The organism is Vibrio sp. 1249-1 (genome assembly GCF_033340495.1).
In genome coordinates this window covers 539,554-554,279 of sequence record NZ_JAWOWJ010000001.1, presented here as the reverse complement: position 1 = coordinate 554,279, position 14,726 = coordinate 539,554, and the positions used below count along the sequence as shown (strand labels likewise).

Annotated in this window: 13 protein-coding genes; 1 reads left to right on the top strand and 12 read right to left on the bottom strand. The window is 44.1% G+C overall.

Annotated features, from left to right (window positions below; all coding sequences use genetic code 11):
- The 12 genes from vctG to rbsD form a co-directional block, all read right to left on the bottom strand.
- Positions 1 to 951: an iron chelate uptake ABC transporter permease subunit VctG gene (gene vctG / locus R7Z50_RS02475; protein WP_318148844.1), complete on the bottom strand. Its 951-nt coding sequence runs from the start codon at positions 949 to 951 to the stop codon at positions 1 to 3.
- Positions 944 to 1,879: an iron chelate uptake ABC transporter permease subunit VctD gene (vctD, locus tag R7Z50_RS02470; protein ID WP_017820306.1), complete on the bottom strand. Its 936-nt coding sequence runs from the start codon at positions 1,877 to 1,879 to the stop codon at positions 944 to 946. Before vctD ends, vctG begins: the two co-directional genes overlap by 8 nt.
- Before the next feature lie 22 nt (positions 1,880 to 1,901).
- Positions 1,902 to 2,810 (bottom strand): siderophore ABC transporter substrate-binding protein, encoded by a 909-nt coding sequence (locus R7Z50_RS02465; RefSeq protein ID WP_005376635.1) that lies wholly within the window; start codon positions 2,808 to 2,810, stop codon positions 1,902 to 1,904.
- Positions 2,811 to 2,973: 163 nt separating this feature from the next.
- Positions 2,974 to 3,654 (bottom strand): Crp/Fnr family transcriptional regulator, encoded by a 681-nt coding sequence (locus R7Z50_RS02460; RefSeq protein ID WP_318148843.1) that lies wholly within the window; start codon positions 3,652 to 3,654, stop codon positions 2,974 to 2,976.
- 134 nt (positions 3,655 to 3,788) lie between these two features.
- A complete protein-coding gene (locus R7Z50_RS02455; protein WP_017635382.1) occupies positions 3,789 to 4,520 on the bottom strand; it encodes a nucleoside phosphorylase in 732 nt (243 codons plus the stop codon).
- Between the two features lie 10 nt (positions 4,521 to 4,530).
- Positions 4,531 to 5,262 carry a nicotinamide riboside transporter PnuC gene (gene pnuC, locus R7Z50_RS02450; protein WP_025767870.1) on the bottom strand — a complete coding sequence of 244 codons (732 nt, stop codon included), beginning with the start codon at positions 5,260 to 5,262 and terminating at the stop codon, positions 4,531 to 4,533.
- 499 nt (positions 5,263 to 5,761) lie between these two features.
- The gene (locus tag R7Z50_RS02445) at positions 5,762 to 6,784 is read right to left on the bottom strand and encodes a substrate-binding domain-containing protein (RefSeq protein ID WP_158155931.1); all 1,023 of its coding nucleotides are present in this window, start codon (positions 6,782 to 6,784) and stop codon (positions 5,762 to 5,764) included.
- Between the two features lie 35 nt (positions 6,785 to 6,819).
- Complete coding sequence (rbsK, locus tag R7Z50_RS02440; RefSeq protein WP_005373140.1) at positions 6,820 to 7,737, bottom strand: ribokinase; 918 nt, start codon at positions 7,735 to 7,737, stop codon at positions 6,820 to 6,822.
- 223 nt (positions 7,738 to 7,960) lie between these two features.
- The gene (gene rbsB, locus R7Z50_RS02435) at positions 7,961 to 8,839 is read right to left on the bottom strand and encodes a ribose ABC transporter substrate-binding protein RbsB (protein ID WP_005373143.1); all 879 of its coding nucleotides are present in this window, start codon (positions 8,837 to 8,839) and stop codon (positions 7,961 to 7,963) included.
- 87 nt (positions 8,840 to 8,926) lie between these two features.
- Positions 8,927 to 9,910: a ribose ABC transporter permease gene (gene rbsC / locus R7Z50_RS02430; RefSeq protein ID WP_005382618.1), complete on the bottom strand. Its 984-nt coding sequence runs from the start codon at positions 9,908 to 9,910 to the stop codon at positions 8,927 to 8,929.
- The gene (rbsA, locus tag R7Z50_RS02425) at positions 9,907 to 11,412 is read right to left on the bottom strand and encodes a ribose ABC transporter ATP-binding protein RbsA (protein WP_005373147.1); all 1,506 of its coding nucleotides are present in this window, start codon (positions 11,410 to 11,412) and stop codon (positions 9,907 to 9,909) included. Before rbsA ends, rbsC begins: the two co-directional genes overlap by 4 nt.
- A gap of 23 nt (positions 11,413 to 11,435) precedes the next feature.
- A complete protein-coding gene (rbsD, locus tag R7Z50_RS02420) occupies positions 11,436 to 11,855 on the bottom strand; it encodes a D-ribose pyranase (RefSeq protein WP_005382620.1) in 420 nt (139 codons plus the stop codon).
- A gap of 473 nt (positions 11,856 to 12,328) precedes the next feature.
- Between rbsD and R7Z50_RS02415 the strand changes: the two genes are divergently transcribed.
- The gene (locus R7Z50_RS02415) at positions 12,329 to 14,689 is read left to right on the top strand and encodes an EAL domain-containing protein (protein ID WP_053307610.1); all 2,361 of its coding nucleotides are present in this window, start codon (positions 12,329 to 12,331) and stop codon (positions 14,687 to 14,689) included.
- Positions 14,690 to 14,726 lie beyond the last annotated feature (37 nt).

The window sequence follows — 14,726 nt, the reverse complement described above, 5'->3', positions numbered from 1 at the left end:
TTATACAACTTTGTTTTTCAGCAGCAGGTATAAGAAATACGCACCGCCGATAAAGTTAATTACGACACTCAACGTCGTCTCAAAACTGAACACGTTTTCGATTATCCATTGCCCAGCAAGTAGTGAACTGATGGATAGAAACGAACATCCGACCAATAGCGTTTTATGTTGGTAACTTCGGAACATTTCTCGGCTTAAGTTGGTCACTAGTAAACCAAAGAACATGATTGGCCCTACCAAAGCCGTAGAAATAGCAATCAAAACCGCCGAGATAATAAACACATTTCTCGTCACTTTAGGTACATCAACACCCAAACTTTTCGCATTGTCTTGGTCGAGCCAAAACACATCTAAAGTGCGATGCATCCTAAACAACAACCTACATGCAAACATCAAAGCCGGAGCACTAAAGTAAACCAAGTTCACTTTGACATTATTGAAACTGGCGTACAGTTTCGACTGAACAATTGCATATGTGTTTGGGTCCATCAGCAAAGAAAAGAATGACGCCGCATTGGAAAATAGCTGACCAAAGATCAAGCCGACCAATAGCAACGTAATCAAGTTCTTGCTGCCTTTTGAAAAGTAAAACCCAAACAGCAGTAGCGAAAACGACACCATTACAATTACTGCAATCGCGAAATTGACGTACAAGTTAAGAACTAAGGTACTCAACCCACCAAAAATCAACACGATCAAAATTTGGGTTAACACATACAGCGCATCAAAACCCATGATACTTGGCGTTAAAATTCGGTTGTGCGTAATGGTTTGAAATACAAGTGAAGACTGAGCAATGGCCACACCCGCTAGCACTATCGCCAATACTTTAGGAACTCTACGAGACAAAAAATATTGGTAGTTGTCAGCCGTTAGCCCAATACCAATAAACAGACACGCGAAAAGAATCGCAATGCCACTTAGCAGCAGGATTTTCGTTGAATCACGCATGTTGCTTACCTCGCAACAACATTGCGATGAATACCACGCCACCCAATATGCTAATCACGATAGAGATTGGCATTTCATGAGGGAAAATAATTAAACGACTCACCAAATCGCAACACAACACTAAAATGGCCCCATACATGGCCGTAAGCGGAATGTTCTTTTTGAGGTTATCGCCATAAAAGTGACTCACGAGATTCGGTACAATCAGCCCTAAGAATGGCAACTGGCCAACAATCATCACGACACTTGCTGACATGATGGACACCAATAGCACGCCAATCGTCACAACCTGCTGATAATTCAAACCCAAGTTAATCGCGAAATCTTTTCCGATACCTACGGCAGAGATCCTTGCGGCAAAAAGATAGCTGAGGATAACCATTGGTACCGCGATGTACAGCAGTTCAAAATCACCACGCAAGATGTTGGCGAAGTTTGCGACTGTCCAAGCATTCAGACTTTGAAGTGCATCATATTTGTAAGCGATAAACGTAGTCATGGATTGGATGACATTGCCGAAAATAATCCCGACAAGTGGCACAAAAACCACGCTCTTAAATTGAATGCGCTGAATAAAGAAAACAAACGCCAGCGTCCCAAATACCGAGATGCCGAACACGAGCCAAAGGTGATTATCATTACCAAAGAAAACCACGCTCAGTACATAGCCCAGCATGGCACATTCGATCGTACCAGTTGTAGAAGGTGCCGCAAATCGGTTCTGGCTGATTTGCTGCATGACAAGACCCGCAATACTCAAGCCAGCACCAGCAAGCAATATGGCAAATAAACGTGGTATACGGCTGGTAAAGAAAAGTTCTAATGCTTTCTCATCACCTGAAAAGAGTTGTTGGGGCGTCATGTTTGCCACCCCAACAAATAACGAAACCGTGCTTAAAACCACAAGGGTTAGCAATAACTTCTTCAAAGTTAACCTCTGCTATCTTGGATTACAGTTCAACGGTTTGCTTTATCTCACTGACCATTTTTTCTGTTGCTGTCACACCAGACATCGACAAGTACCACGCGTCCACATCTAAATAAGTGATTTTATGATTTTTATATGCCGCAGTCGCTTTGACTAAGTCGTTATCCATGGATTTACGAATATCGTTATCCGGCGTACCTGTCAGAGAATTTCGGTCAACCACGAGAATATTTTTCGGGTTAGCTTCACGAATAAACTCATAAGAAATGACATCTCCGTGAGTGCCCGTTTTCACGTGCTCAACCGTTTCCAAGAAGCCAAAGTCGTTATAAATGACGCCAAATCGCGACTGGGCACCAAACGCGCTGATGTTGTCACCCATGCTCAAAATCGTTAATGCATCATTTTTGTTCGATTGGTTGTAGTCACGGATTGCTTTAAATTGAGCATCTAGCGCTTCAATTTTCTGCTCTACTTTTTCTTCGATATTGAAGATCTTACCAATATTGCGCCATTGCGCTTGCGTGCCTTCCCAATAGCCTTGGTTCTCTTTCGCCGCAAAAACAACTGTAGGGGCAATTTCACTCAGCTCTTCATATTTCGCAGACGCTCGCGGACCAACCAAAATCAAATCCGGTTTTTGCATGTAGATGGTTTCAAAATCAGGTTCAAACAAACTACCCGCAGAGGTGTAGTTATCTTTGCTGTATTTTGAAAGGTAACTAGGAAGATTAGAAGAGTTAGATACTGCAACAGGATCGATACCAAAGTTGTCCAACGCATCTAGCGGGCCAAAGCCAATCACAACCACACGCTCTGGGGATTGTTCTAGCTCTGTTTGACCCATGTAGTGGTCAATCACAACTTTAGCAGCGAAAGAAGGAGAAACAGTAAATAACGACAGCATAGCCGCACCAACGAATTTTTTCATTTTGTTAAGCCTTAATGAGATCTATTATCATACGCGTTCGCAATATAACGCTACTCTTTAATGCATTCAACAAAATTTAAGGTACTTTACATTAGTTACGTTTACTCAAGACTTAGATATATCAAAGACTTATAAAACCCATCAGTTCCAATACCTGGGCGTATCATTCATGCGCTTCAATAAACGCTTTGAGTGCCAGCTCATCAATAATCTCCAAACCGTTGTCCGTTTTTGTAATCAATCCCTTTTCAATCAAGTCCTTAACTGCACGTCGATAGACTCGGCCTGAGGTACCAAACCGCTCAGCCTCTTGGTTCACTTTATCAAAACCACCAAGCAACTTATCCGTCTGATTACGGACGAGAAGATCATAGGCAATGTTGTAAGTAATGGGATGCAACAAACGGTTAGTGTAGATATCCATGGAGTCTTGATAATCCTCAACCAATGCTGAAGCGAAGAACACCATCATTTGGGGATGATTTTGCAGTGCTTCGGTTAGTTTTTGGATACAGATAACATCAACCTGCATATGTTCATCTGCTATCACATTCCATTGACAAGGAGTCTGAGTGAAGAACTCCATTTCACCATAAATATGATAGTCGCAGTTAGCTTCCCCTAATTGAAAACGTCGTCCATTTGCGGCCAATATGTTCATCGAGACTCGACCTACTGGCACAACATACAAGTACTGAAGTTGCTCACCTTGGCGGAGAATTGCTTCCCCAGCATCAAAGTAACGCGAATTTATTTGGCATTGATAAATCAAATCGCGAAAGGTGGCACTCTTTTCTTCAAGGTATGTTTTGAAGCGACCAGTCGGATAAGGGCTGATTTTCATTTTCTGCTCTCTCAGAAAAAGTTACGGACAACTATTTAAGGTGGATTGTACCCCGTAATTCCAAATAAAAAAGCGACAGTGACCTGTCGCTTTACATCTATTCTGTTTATGTGACTTACTGAGATAGAGACTGGCTAACGCTGAGCAACCAAGGCTTCTAATGCCGTAATCGCGGCACTCTTCTCACCTTGCATCATTACTTTGGCTTCATCAACGTACTGACCAACACCTTCTTTCACATCTTGTTGATACAGCACCACGTTGTTTAATATCGAAGCCACATGAAGGCCTCGTAGTCGACCGACCGTAAACAGCGCAGAGGTTTCCATATCGGCACCTAAGATGCCTTTCTTGTTCCAATGTTGGCATATTGCATCTTCGTCATCGGTATAGAAACTGTCGTGAGAACGCACCACACCAAAATGATAATGCACTTTTTGCATCGACAAGTAACGCTCAACTTCCTTTAACAGTGAAAAGCTTGCGTAGGCTGGATAAGACGAATCGACATACGCTTTAGAGCCGCCCTCATCTCTTACCGCGCCTTCGGCAATGATCAACTCGCCAAGGTGAATGCCTGATTGCATTGCCCCCGCAGATCCAACGCGTACCACATGAGTCACACCGCACTGTTTTAGCTCTTCCACTGCGATGATCATCGATGGCGCACCTATACCTGTACTACATACTGAAACAGGCTTGCCTTTGTAGTTGCCGGTAAACACACGGTACTCGCGGTTTTCCGACACCATTTCTGCATCATCAAATAATGCCGCGATACGATTCGCTCGATCTGGCTCGCCGCATACAATAACGAGGGGAGCGATTTGTGTTTCATCCACTCCGATATGAGGTTGTTTGGCCATTTTTCGTTCCTTACGCAGCAGCGTGCGCTAAGGTTTTATCGCCATTGCGCTTAGCGCTACGAGCCCACTCACGCGTGCCATTGGCAGCGATGAACATAAGAATCGCGTACTGAACAGACATTGCGTAAACACCTTGCGTCGCGTAGATACCCACACTGATAATGTTAATCACAACCCATAGAATCCAGTTTTCGACGTATTTACGTGTCATCAGAATTTGTGCAACAACAGAAAGTACTGTCATGGTTGCATCCCAGAACGGGAACGCGTCAGGTTCAAGCACCGGTTCAGCCAAGCCAGCACCAAAGAGATTCAAGCTATCAACAGCAATGTTTGCTAGCGCAAAGAAAAATGGGTCGATATAGATCGTTAATAATGCGATACATGCAACGCTAATAGAGGCAGTAGTAATAAGTTTCTGTTTATTTAACCAGCGAACCTCCAGCGTTTCACCTTGTGCGTTTGGACGGGTCCACGCATACCAGCCGTAAATGTTCGCACAGAAGAAAAACAATTGAAGAAGCAATAATCCGTATAACTGAATTTGAAAAAAGATAACGGCAAAAAGCGTGACATTCAGCAAACCGAATAAGTAGTTGATGGTTTTTTCTTGGCTGGCAAACCAAATGCAAAGCAGTCCAAAAACGGTACCGAAAGCTTCGATCCAACTCATTGCGTAGCCGTCGCCGATCGGAATGTTAACGAGAGTATTATTAATATCGAGTAAGGCAAAGAGGTCCATAACATGTCCTTTATTATTTTGTTTGGATTACGCTTATATTAGAGCGTGATCCCCAACAAAAAGGAGGACATTTGTCCTCCTCTTGATGCACTCGATCATAATTCAGTTCAATGTTTACTTGAAAACAATAAATGATGCTATTGAACGATGTTGGAAATAGACGTGCCTATGAATCCAAGCCTAGATAGCGTTTTTTGAATGCAGAAGCTGATGCAAATAAAGCTGACGCCAAAAGTGTAATAATAAAGCCAATTGCGTACTCAAATGCTTCATTAACCAGTAGCTGATAGCAGCTCACAAAAAAAATCAATACAACTGTAATAACATTAACTCGGTGAAACCAAGGGTGTTTTACAGATAACTTAGCGTAACCTTTTGATAACATTTGACTAATCCGCCAGACAACAATTAATAGTTTTATTTATAATCAACGACGATAGTAAGGCTTTATCGTATAAAGAGAAACGACTTTTTTAATTTTTTAGCTCAACATCACACGTCATTCAGTGAGGTTTGACTTTAACCTCTTGACGCTTTTTCGTTCCACTAGAGTCGGCTCTAATTGTACGACCTGTGCCTCTGTTGACTTTTCATCCAACTTTCGGACAAGAGTCTCAACGGCAGCCTGCCCCAAACGGTACTTAGGCTGATGAATGGTAGTTAGCGATGGCGACATAAATTTCGCGATATGGATGTCATCGTAACCAATAATGGACAGGTCGTCCGGCACTTTAATATCGAGCTCATTTGCGGCGTTAATCACCCCCATCGCCATCATATCGTTAGAGACGAAAATCGAGCTAGGTAATGCGCCACGCTGAGCCATTTTTTTGAACGCTTGATACCCACCCTCACACTCGAAGTCCGATTCAATGATCCAATTGGCATTAAATTCCAAGCCAGCTTCGTTCATTGCTCGCTTATAACCTTCGTATCGCATTTGCGCTTGGTGTTTAATCAAAGGGCCAGTGATGCACCCAATTTCGGTATGGCCGCAATCAATTAAGTATTTCGCCGCTAAGTAACCGCCACGAAGTGAGTTGTCTTGGATTTTATCGCTTGTAAATAGCATCGGCCCCCAGTCCATTACCACAACTGGGATATCTGGGTAACGCTCAAATACATCGATACGCTCTCCTTCTAGCGACGAGCACATCAAGATCAAACCATCGACACGCTTTTGCAATAGCGTATTAATGGATTGACGCATACGTTCGTTATCACCCTCGGTGTTACATAAAATGAGGCTGTAGCCTTTTTGGTAACAGCTACGCTCTACGCCTTTTACGACTTCGCCAAAGAATGGGTTGGTTGAGGTTGTCACGAGCATACCAATGGTTTTGGTACGATTGACTTTGAGGCTACGCGCCAACGCAGAGGGCGCGTAGTAGTTAAGCTCTTTTGCGGCATTGTTAACGCGTTCAGAGATCTCTTCGCTCACAAAACGCGTCTTGTTAATAACATGGCTCACTGTTGAAGTGGAAACCCCTGCCAGTTTTGCGATGTCTTTCATCGTCGCCATGTTACTACTCCTATTTTAATGAGGCGTTGTGCGCCTTATTGTTCAGCGAGAAACGCGTCCACCTCTTCGCGGGTTGGAATCGACGTTTGCGCGCCAAAGCGGGTCACAGAAATTGCAGCCGCCGCATGTGCAAACTTAATCGCTGATTCTAAAGGTAAATCTTCTAGGAGACCAGTGACGAATGCCCCATTAAATGTATCGCCCGCAGCGGTAGTATCCGTCGCTTCAACGCGGAAACCCGAGATGATTTCGCCTCGACCGTTTTGGCTTAACCAAACGCCTTTTGCACCGAGTGTGATCATGACAATTTCTATACCTTTACCATGTAGCACATTCGCCGCTTCTTGCGCGCTTTCGTTGTCTGTTACAGTAATACCTGTCAGAACTTCAGCTTCCGTTTCATTTGGCGTAATCACGTCAATGTAAGACAGTAATTCATCTGACAGTTCGCGAGCTGGCGCTGGGTTCAGAATGACATTGGTTTTGGCATCTTTCGCGATTCGCGCGGCTTTCTCAATGCCGCACATCGGCGTTTCCAATTGCATTAGCAAGTAATCTGCTTGGCGAATACGCTCTAAATCTGGCTCAATCGCTTCTGCTGTCAGTTTGGCGTTTGCTTCAGCTGAAATGCAAATGCTGTTCTCACCACTGTCCGACACTTGAATCATCGCGATACCTGTCGGGCAATTTGGCTGCATCTTCACACCAGTGATATCGATGCCGTCCATTTTGAAGTTTTCGCGAATGTTAATGCCGAATGAGTCGTCGCCCACACAAGCGATAAAACCGATGTCTGCATTTAATCGCGCCGCCGCGACGGCTTGGTTGGCACCTTTGCCACCTGGGATAACTTGATAGTTGCGACCATGCAGCGTCTCGCCTGGGCGAGGGAAAGAAGGCACTTGAAGAACATGGTCAGCGTTTACACTACCTAACACCACTAACTTATTCATACGGTTATCCTCGGTTCTGAATGAACCCTTTTTAAAAACTGTTTAGGAAAATACATTAGATGACTTTAACTTCTCTTCCTGACGAAGGAGTCTCGATAAAAAGCCAAAGGCATCTATACCCCACACTTTGCAGTATTTTGGGTAAATTTGCCCTCACCTCCTAAACGACAGATATAAACGGAGGAGAGAGCAAAAATTAGGATGATTTATTGGAACTTGAAACTTACTTAGTGACTACTTTTAGTGGTACTGGGATGTACTCTTCTACTTCTTCACCTTTCAAAACTTTGTCAGCCGTTTCAACACCTAAAGCACCGATAAGGTCTGGTTGCTGAGCAATAGTTGCCGCTAGTTTGCCACGATTAACTGCTGCAATGCCGTCTTCCGTACCATCAAAACCAACGATAACGACATCTTTGCCAGAAGCTTGAACTGCGCGAAGTGCACCTAGCGCCATTTCATCATTCTGTGCAAATACCGCTTGTACATCCGGGTTAGCCGCTAGCAGGTTTTCCATTACGTTTAGACCTTTTGTGCGGTCAAAGTCAGCTGGTTGGCTAGCAAGAAGATCCATATCGCTGCCCTTCACGGCATTCATAAAGCCTTCACCGCGCTCACGCGCTGCCGATGTGCCCGCAATACCTTCAAGTTGAATGACTTTTGCTTTTTCGCCGACTTTTTCCATGATGTAGTGGCCTGCCATTTCACCACCAATTACGTTGTCCGACGCGATGTGACTCACAACTTCACCACGGCTTGCACCACGGTCTAATGTCAACACAGGGATCTTAGAACGGTTCGCCATACGAATTGCATTAGACACTGCATCAGAATCCGTTGGGTTGATAAGAATTGCTTTTACGCCGCGAATACTTAAATCCTCGATGTTCGACAGTTCTTTACTCGGGTCATTTTGCGAGTCCAGTACAATTAAGTCGTACCCCAATTCTTTCGCTTTTGCTTCCGCACCGTCTTTCATCGTTACGAAGAACGGGTTGTTTAGCGTCGAAACCACAATCGCCATGGTATCTTGAGCTTGCGCCGCTACCGATACGGTTGAAGAAAGAAGTGCAGCAGAGATAAGAGTTGCAAGTTTTTTCATCGTTCTAGTCCTTTGTGTAGGGTGAGCCAGTACACGTCCCCTGACTCGGTTTGTATTCACTGTTTTATATATACAGATTGTTATGAATTACTTGTTTTTGTTGTCTACCAATACCGCCAGCAAGATAACCACTGCTTTTGCAATCATTTGGTAGTAGGAAGAAACATCAAGTAGGTTAAGTGCATTGTTCAAGAAACCGATGATCAGCGCACCAATCAAGGTACCCATGATACGGCCTTTACCGCCCATCAAGCTGGTACCACCAAGAACAACCGCTGCGATAGCGTCTAGCTCGTAGCCCATACCTGCTGTTGGCTGCGCCGAAGAAAGACGAGACGTTACAATAATGCCTGCAAGCGCTGCTAACATACCGCAGATGGCGTAGACACCAATCTTCACTCGGTCTACATTGATACCTGATAGGCGAGTCGCAGACTCATTGCCGCCTAGTGCGTAAACATAGCGACCAAAGCGCGTGTGGTTAAGTAAATACCAAGCCGCAGCGAACACAACCACCATTAACCAAACAGGAACTGGAATGCCTAGCGCGTAGCCAGTACCAAACCATGCGAACGCATCCGCGGTGTCAGTAAAGCCTGTCGAGATTGGACGACCTTCGGTGTACACCATGGTCACACCACGTAGTAACGTCATGGTAACCAGCGTAGCGATAAATGCCTGCACCTTACCCTTCGCAATAATGATACCGCTGATCGCACCTAACGCTGCACCTGCGACTAAAGCAGTTGGAACCGCCACCAGCACCGGAACCTCAAGCGCAATCATGCTTGCCGCAAAGGCACCACACAATGCCAATACCGAACCAACACTTAAGTCGATGCCTGCTGTTAAAATAACTAATGTCATACCCACTGCGATAATGGCATTCACGGAGGTTTGACGAAGAATGTTGAGAATGTTGTCGACCGTAAAAAAGTTCGGGTTCAAAAATGACACAACAACGATCAGAAAGATCAAAGCTATCAGTGATTTTTGCTCAATCAGCCACTCTTTTGTAAACAACTTCTTGTTGCCAGTTTCGGTTGGTTTGCTCATGGTATTCGTACTCATGCTGCTTCCTCATTGATCTCTTTGCCTACGGCACAGGCGAGTAATTTTTCTTGATCGGCGTCTTTCGCATCAAATTCGCCAGTGATACGACCTTCATGCATCACTAAAATACGGTCGCTCATGCCGAGCACTTCAGGCATCTCGGAAGAAACCAAGATGATGCTCATGCCTTCGGCCTTAAACTTGTTGATGAGCTGATAAATCTCTTTTTTTGCTCCGACATCAACACCACGTGTTGGCTCATCCAGAATCAGAACTTTAGGTTTCGTCATTAACCCTTTCGCAATCGCAACTTTTTGCTGGTTACCACCAGATAAGTTGCCGATGATTTGATCTCGCGTTGGGGTTTTAATGTTGAATAACTTAATAAAATCTTCCACTGCAATCACTTCGTCGCTGTGTTGAATCTGGAAGCCTTTGGTCAGCTGGTTTAGCGAACAAAGTGACATGTTCTCCTTAACCGAAAGACCTAAAACCAAACCATCGCCTTTGCGATCTTCAGAGATGTAAGCGATACCATTTGCCAAGCCATCTTGCGGGCTAACCGGGTTAATAGTTTTGTTATCAAGATTGATAACACCATGCTCACTAGGTAATGCGCCGTAAATGACTTTCATGAGTTCAGTGCGGCCTGCGCCCATCAAGCCAGAAATTCCAAGAATCTCACCACGCTTGAGAGTAAAGCTCACATCCTGAACGCCAGACCCAGTCAAACCAATGACTTCAAGACAAGTTTCGCCATGTTGGACATCAATACGTGGATATTGCTCTTCTAATTTTCGGCCAACCATCATTTCAATTAGGCCATCTTCATCAGTGTCGGACACCTTGCACTCACCGATAAACTTACCATCACGAAGCACGGTAATGTCGTCACAGATTTCAAAGATTTCTTTAAGACGATGCGAAATGTATACGATGCCGCATCCTTGCTCGCGAAGCTCATTAATCACTTTAAATAGTGATTCCGTTTCGGTATCGGTCAATGCGTCCGTTGGCTCATCCATAATGATGACTTTCGACTCAAACGAAAGTGCCTTTGCAATTTCCACCATTTGTTGTTCACCAAGGCTTAAATCGCCAAGCAATGTTTTTGATGAGTGCTTTACATTCAGACGTTTTAAAAGCTTGTCAGCTTCGTCATACATTTTGCCCCACTGGATACGCCCTAAGGAGCCAGTGAACTCTCGTCCCAAGTAAATATTTTCGGCAATCGTCAGTTCAGGAATCAGGTTCAGCTCTTGGTGAATAATGCTAATACCAGCTTCCTGTGAATCGCGTGGACCTTTAAAGGCCGCCGGCTGACCTTGATATTGAATGCTCCCCGCATCCATGTGGTAAATGCCTGTCAACACCTTCATTAACGTTGACTTGCCTGCTCCATTTTCACCCATCAGCGCCATAACACGGCCTGGATAAACATTCAGGCTTGCTTTGTCGAGTGCTTTTACGCCCGGAAACGCCTTCTCAATTTCGCTTAGTTGTAGAATGGCTTGAGTCATAATCTGTCCTCAATATCTCTGGCTTAAAAAACCACGCCCGCTTGGAAAATAACGTTCGCATATGGCGAGCATTCGCCGGTTCTTACGATAGCGCGACTTTGGGCCGTGCGTGCTTTAAACGCTTCATGTGACACGTAGCTCACCTCAATAGATTTGCCCGTCTCTTCACTCTCTTTGCTCAGTTCGTTGAGCAACGCTTCATGCAAAACTGGGCTTGCATCAGAGAACTCTTCCGCAATGATGACCCCTTCGATTTGGGACTCAGATAGAATTACGCGAACAGTATCAAGAAAACTTGGTACCCCATGCGTTAGCGCCAAATCGATTCGCTGAACATGCTCTGGGATTGGTAGACCAGCATCACATATCGTGATCTCGTCGGTGTGGCCTAGCGTCGCCACCAAGTAAGAAATATCTGAGTTAATTAGGGTACTTTTTTTCATCTCATCGACCTTTCGGTTACACGTTCATACAACCATGAGCGCCTGTCTTAAAGTGTTTTCGTTATTAACAGAAAACTCATCGAAACGTTTCGATGAAATAATAATTCGTCATCGCAATTTGACCAGTGTGAGATCGATAAGGTGTGAGAATGATCTGTAATTCAATTGTCATTGAATAGGAAAAGTGCACTTGAGTCACACTTTACCATCGAAACGTTTCGATGATGGTATTTCCCTGTCATTACGGTTAGGTTTTATACAGGGAGGAAGGAAAAGAGACGTCCAACTACTGAGAAAACCTCTAGTTAATAAGCTCGAAACCTTTCACGTCATCACAATTCTTAGATAGCTGCCTGATTTTGGAGAACGCTCACCTTACAATCTGGTTACAATTTGCCAAAACACATCATCCGTTCAGTACCTTACCTGGTACGCGACGTTTGTAGGGACACAAACGGAAACTAAGAACCATAATGAAGTTAAGCAATAGAGTCATTTTGCTTGTCGCGCCAGTGATCTTATTAAGCGCGTTAGTATCTAGCTATATTATTTATAGCATTCAAAAAGTGACGCTCATCAAGCGGGAAGACAGCTATATTCAGTTGCAGATGGAAAAGCTGGCCGGGCAGTTTCGACAAGCGAATATTTTTCTTAATAGCTATGCCTATACGCTCAGTAAAAGTGATGTATTACAAGACTATTTGGTTAATCATAACAACCCCTATCGTGAGCGAGTCTTGTTTAATCGATTAGACGAGACCGCTGAAGTATTAAGCCATGGTTACAAAGGCGATGCGAGCATGGCGATCCTCGACGGCAAACAAAACCTTCTCTACTACACAGAAAACAAATATTACGAATCATCGGGCGTGGTCGACCCAAAGGTATTAGAGTACATATCACGAAGTTTCAATGACAGAGAGGCTTTCAGTCACACTGGCTTTATTTATAACTCCAGTGGACAAAGCATTCTTCTTCAATATGAGGTCGTCGACAAAAGAACGGGGACTCACCCTTTGAGCTTTGACTCGAAAAATGTGTTTTTTGTGGTAGTTTCCGTATCACTTGAAGCCTTTAACGAGATTAAGCATGACATCGAGTTTGACACACACAGCGTGATTACTTTCGCCGACAAACCCATTTATCTTGATATTCCTCTCGCTCAAACCATTGAGCTGCTGCCGCACTTTTATGCCGTGCTTTCTCCTGCCGAATATTTAATGTGGAATAAAGTCGATAAAGTGTGGCTAGAACTTGCTTTCTCCTTTGGCGTAGCGGCGTTTTTCACCATCACATTAATCATTTTGGTGTTGTACCGCTATGTGTTGCGCCCTGTTTCTCGCCTTGATAAGCAGCTGAACGAACTTGAATCTAATCAACGTGACAATATTGAAAAGCTAGAAACAAACGATGAAATAGGACGCCTCTCTGCACGCTTTTTTGATATGTATGAGGAACTTAATGTCATCTATAAAAAGACAAAACGCCTAGCTGAAACGGATCACCTGACGCAACTCGCCAATCGCCATCGTTTTCATGAGCTTGCCACTCGTGAACTTATCTCCCCTTCGCAGTTTCTGTGGGTTGTTTACGTCGATCTTGATAACTTTAAATACGTGAATGATAAATACGGGCATGAATTGGGAGATAACTTATTAAAAGTGTTCTCATCACACATCAAGAATGCCTGTCAAAAGTTCTCGCACGATTACAACAGCCCCTGCTTTGCCGCCAGGTTATCTGGTGACGAATTTGCAATTTTGCTGAGCTCAAATCAAGAGGTAAAACGCTTGCCTGATTTGCTTGCATCAGAGTTACTAAAACCAATTAGTAATCTCAGTTCATCTTGGAGTAATTCATTTCCCGTTACGGCAAGCGTAGGTATTGCACAATATCCTCAAGACGGTACTGACATCGCGAAGTTACTCTCCAGTGCCGATGCGGCTATGTATCAAGCAAAACGGGCAGGGAAAAATCAATACGCCTATTATTCAGCCGCTCTCAATATTGAGTCTCAAAGACGAAGTCAGCTTGAACGTGCGCTCCGAAAAAGCAATGTAGAGGAAGAATTCCACCTTGTTTTTCAACCCTATATGAACAATCGAAGCAACGAAATTGAGGGGTTAGAAGTCTTGTTGCGCTGGGAAGCCGAAGGTATCGGCCCTATCCCCCCAAAGGAGTTTATTCCAATTGCAGAGCAAGCCGGATTATTTGATAAAATTGACCGCTGGGTTTTCGCCAATGCAACGGCGGAATACCATCAATTAAGGAATATTTTCGGTAAGGATATTGTTCTTTCGGTCAATCTTTCATCAGCAGAGCTAAACTCAATAGAAATGGCAAACTACATCCATGAACAAGCGACACTGCACAGTGTTAAACCAGAATGTATTGAGATAGAAATAACCGAAACCTTTGCCGCAGAACAACAAGGCACGGCCCTACTTGATGAGCTATCAAAACGTGGCTACCGTCTTGCAATTGATGACTTTGGTTCTGGTTACACATCGTTAACTCAGCTCGTTCAGTATCCGGTTCAAAAAATCAAATTTGATCGAGAGTTCCTCGTTACATTGATGAACACCAACAACGGACATGTGATCAAACCTATTATTGAGCTATGCCATGCCCAAAATAAAACGGTTACAGCAGAAGGTATTGAACACAATATGATGCATGAATGGTTATCGGCATACCGCTGCGACTATATGCAAGGCTATTTATTTGGCAAACCAATGACTAAAGAACAATTGAGCTTGTGGTGGCAATCGGCAAATGACGACAGTCGATTTGATGCGTCCATGGTCAGCTCAATTAGGGTTTCAAGAACATAAGTTAAGGGGAGAAGTACAGCAGTCACAGCTGTGGCGG

Coding starts and splice junctions, on each gene's coding strand:
- R7Z50_RS02415 (WP_053307610.1), top strand. CDS start 12,329: ATGAAGTTAAGCAATAGAGTCATTTTGCTTGTCGCGCCAGTGATCTTA.
- rbsA (WP_005373147.1), bottom strand. CDS start 11,412: ATGACTCAAGCCATTCTACAACTAAGCGAAATTGAGAAGGCGTTTCCG.
- rbsC (WP_005382618.1), bottom strand. CDS start 9,910: ATGAGTACGAATACCATGAGCAAACCAACCGAAACTGGCAACAAGAAG.
- rbsB (WP_005373143.1), bottom strand. CDS start 8,839: ATGAAAAAACTTGCAACTCTTATCTCTGCTGCACTTCTTTCTTCAACC.
- R7Z50_RS02460 (WP_318148843.1), bottom strand. CDS start 3,654: ATGAAAATCAGCCCTTATCCGACTGGTCGCTTCAAAACATACCTTGAA.
- vctG (WP_318148844.1), bottom strand. CDS start 951: ATGCGTGATTCAACGAAAATCCTGCTGCTAAGTGGCATTGCGATTCTT.
- rbsD (WP_005382620.1), bottom strand. CDS start 11,855: ATGAAAAAAAGTACCCTAATTAACTCAGATATTTCTTACTTGGTGGCG.
- pnuC (WP_025767870.1), bottom strand. CDS start 5,262: ATGGACCTCTTTGCCTTACTCGATATTAATAATACTCTCGTTAACATT.
- rbsK (WP_005373140.1), bottom strand. CDS start 7,737: ATGAATAAGTTAGTGGTGTTAGGTAGTGTAAACGCTGACCATGTTCTT.
- R7Z50_RS02465 (WP_005376635.1), bottom strand. CDS start 2,810: ATGAAAAAATTCGTTGGTGCGGCTATGCTGTCGTTATTTACTGTTTCT.
- R7Z50_RS02445 (WP_158155931.1), bottom strand. CDS start 6,784: ATGGCGACGATGAAAGACATCGCAAAACTGGCAGGGGTTTCCACTTCA.
- R7Z50_RS02455 (WP_017635382.1), bottom strand. CDS start 4,520: ATGGCCAAACAACCTCATATCGGAGTGGATGAAACACAAATCGCTCCC.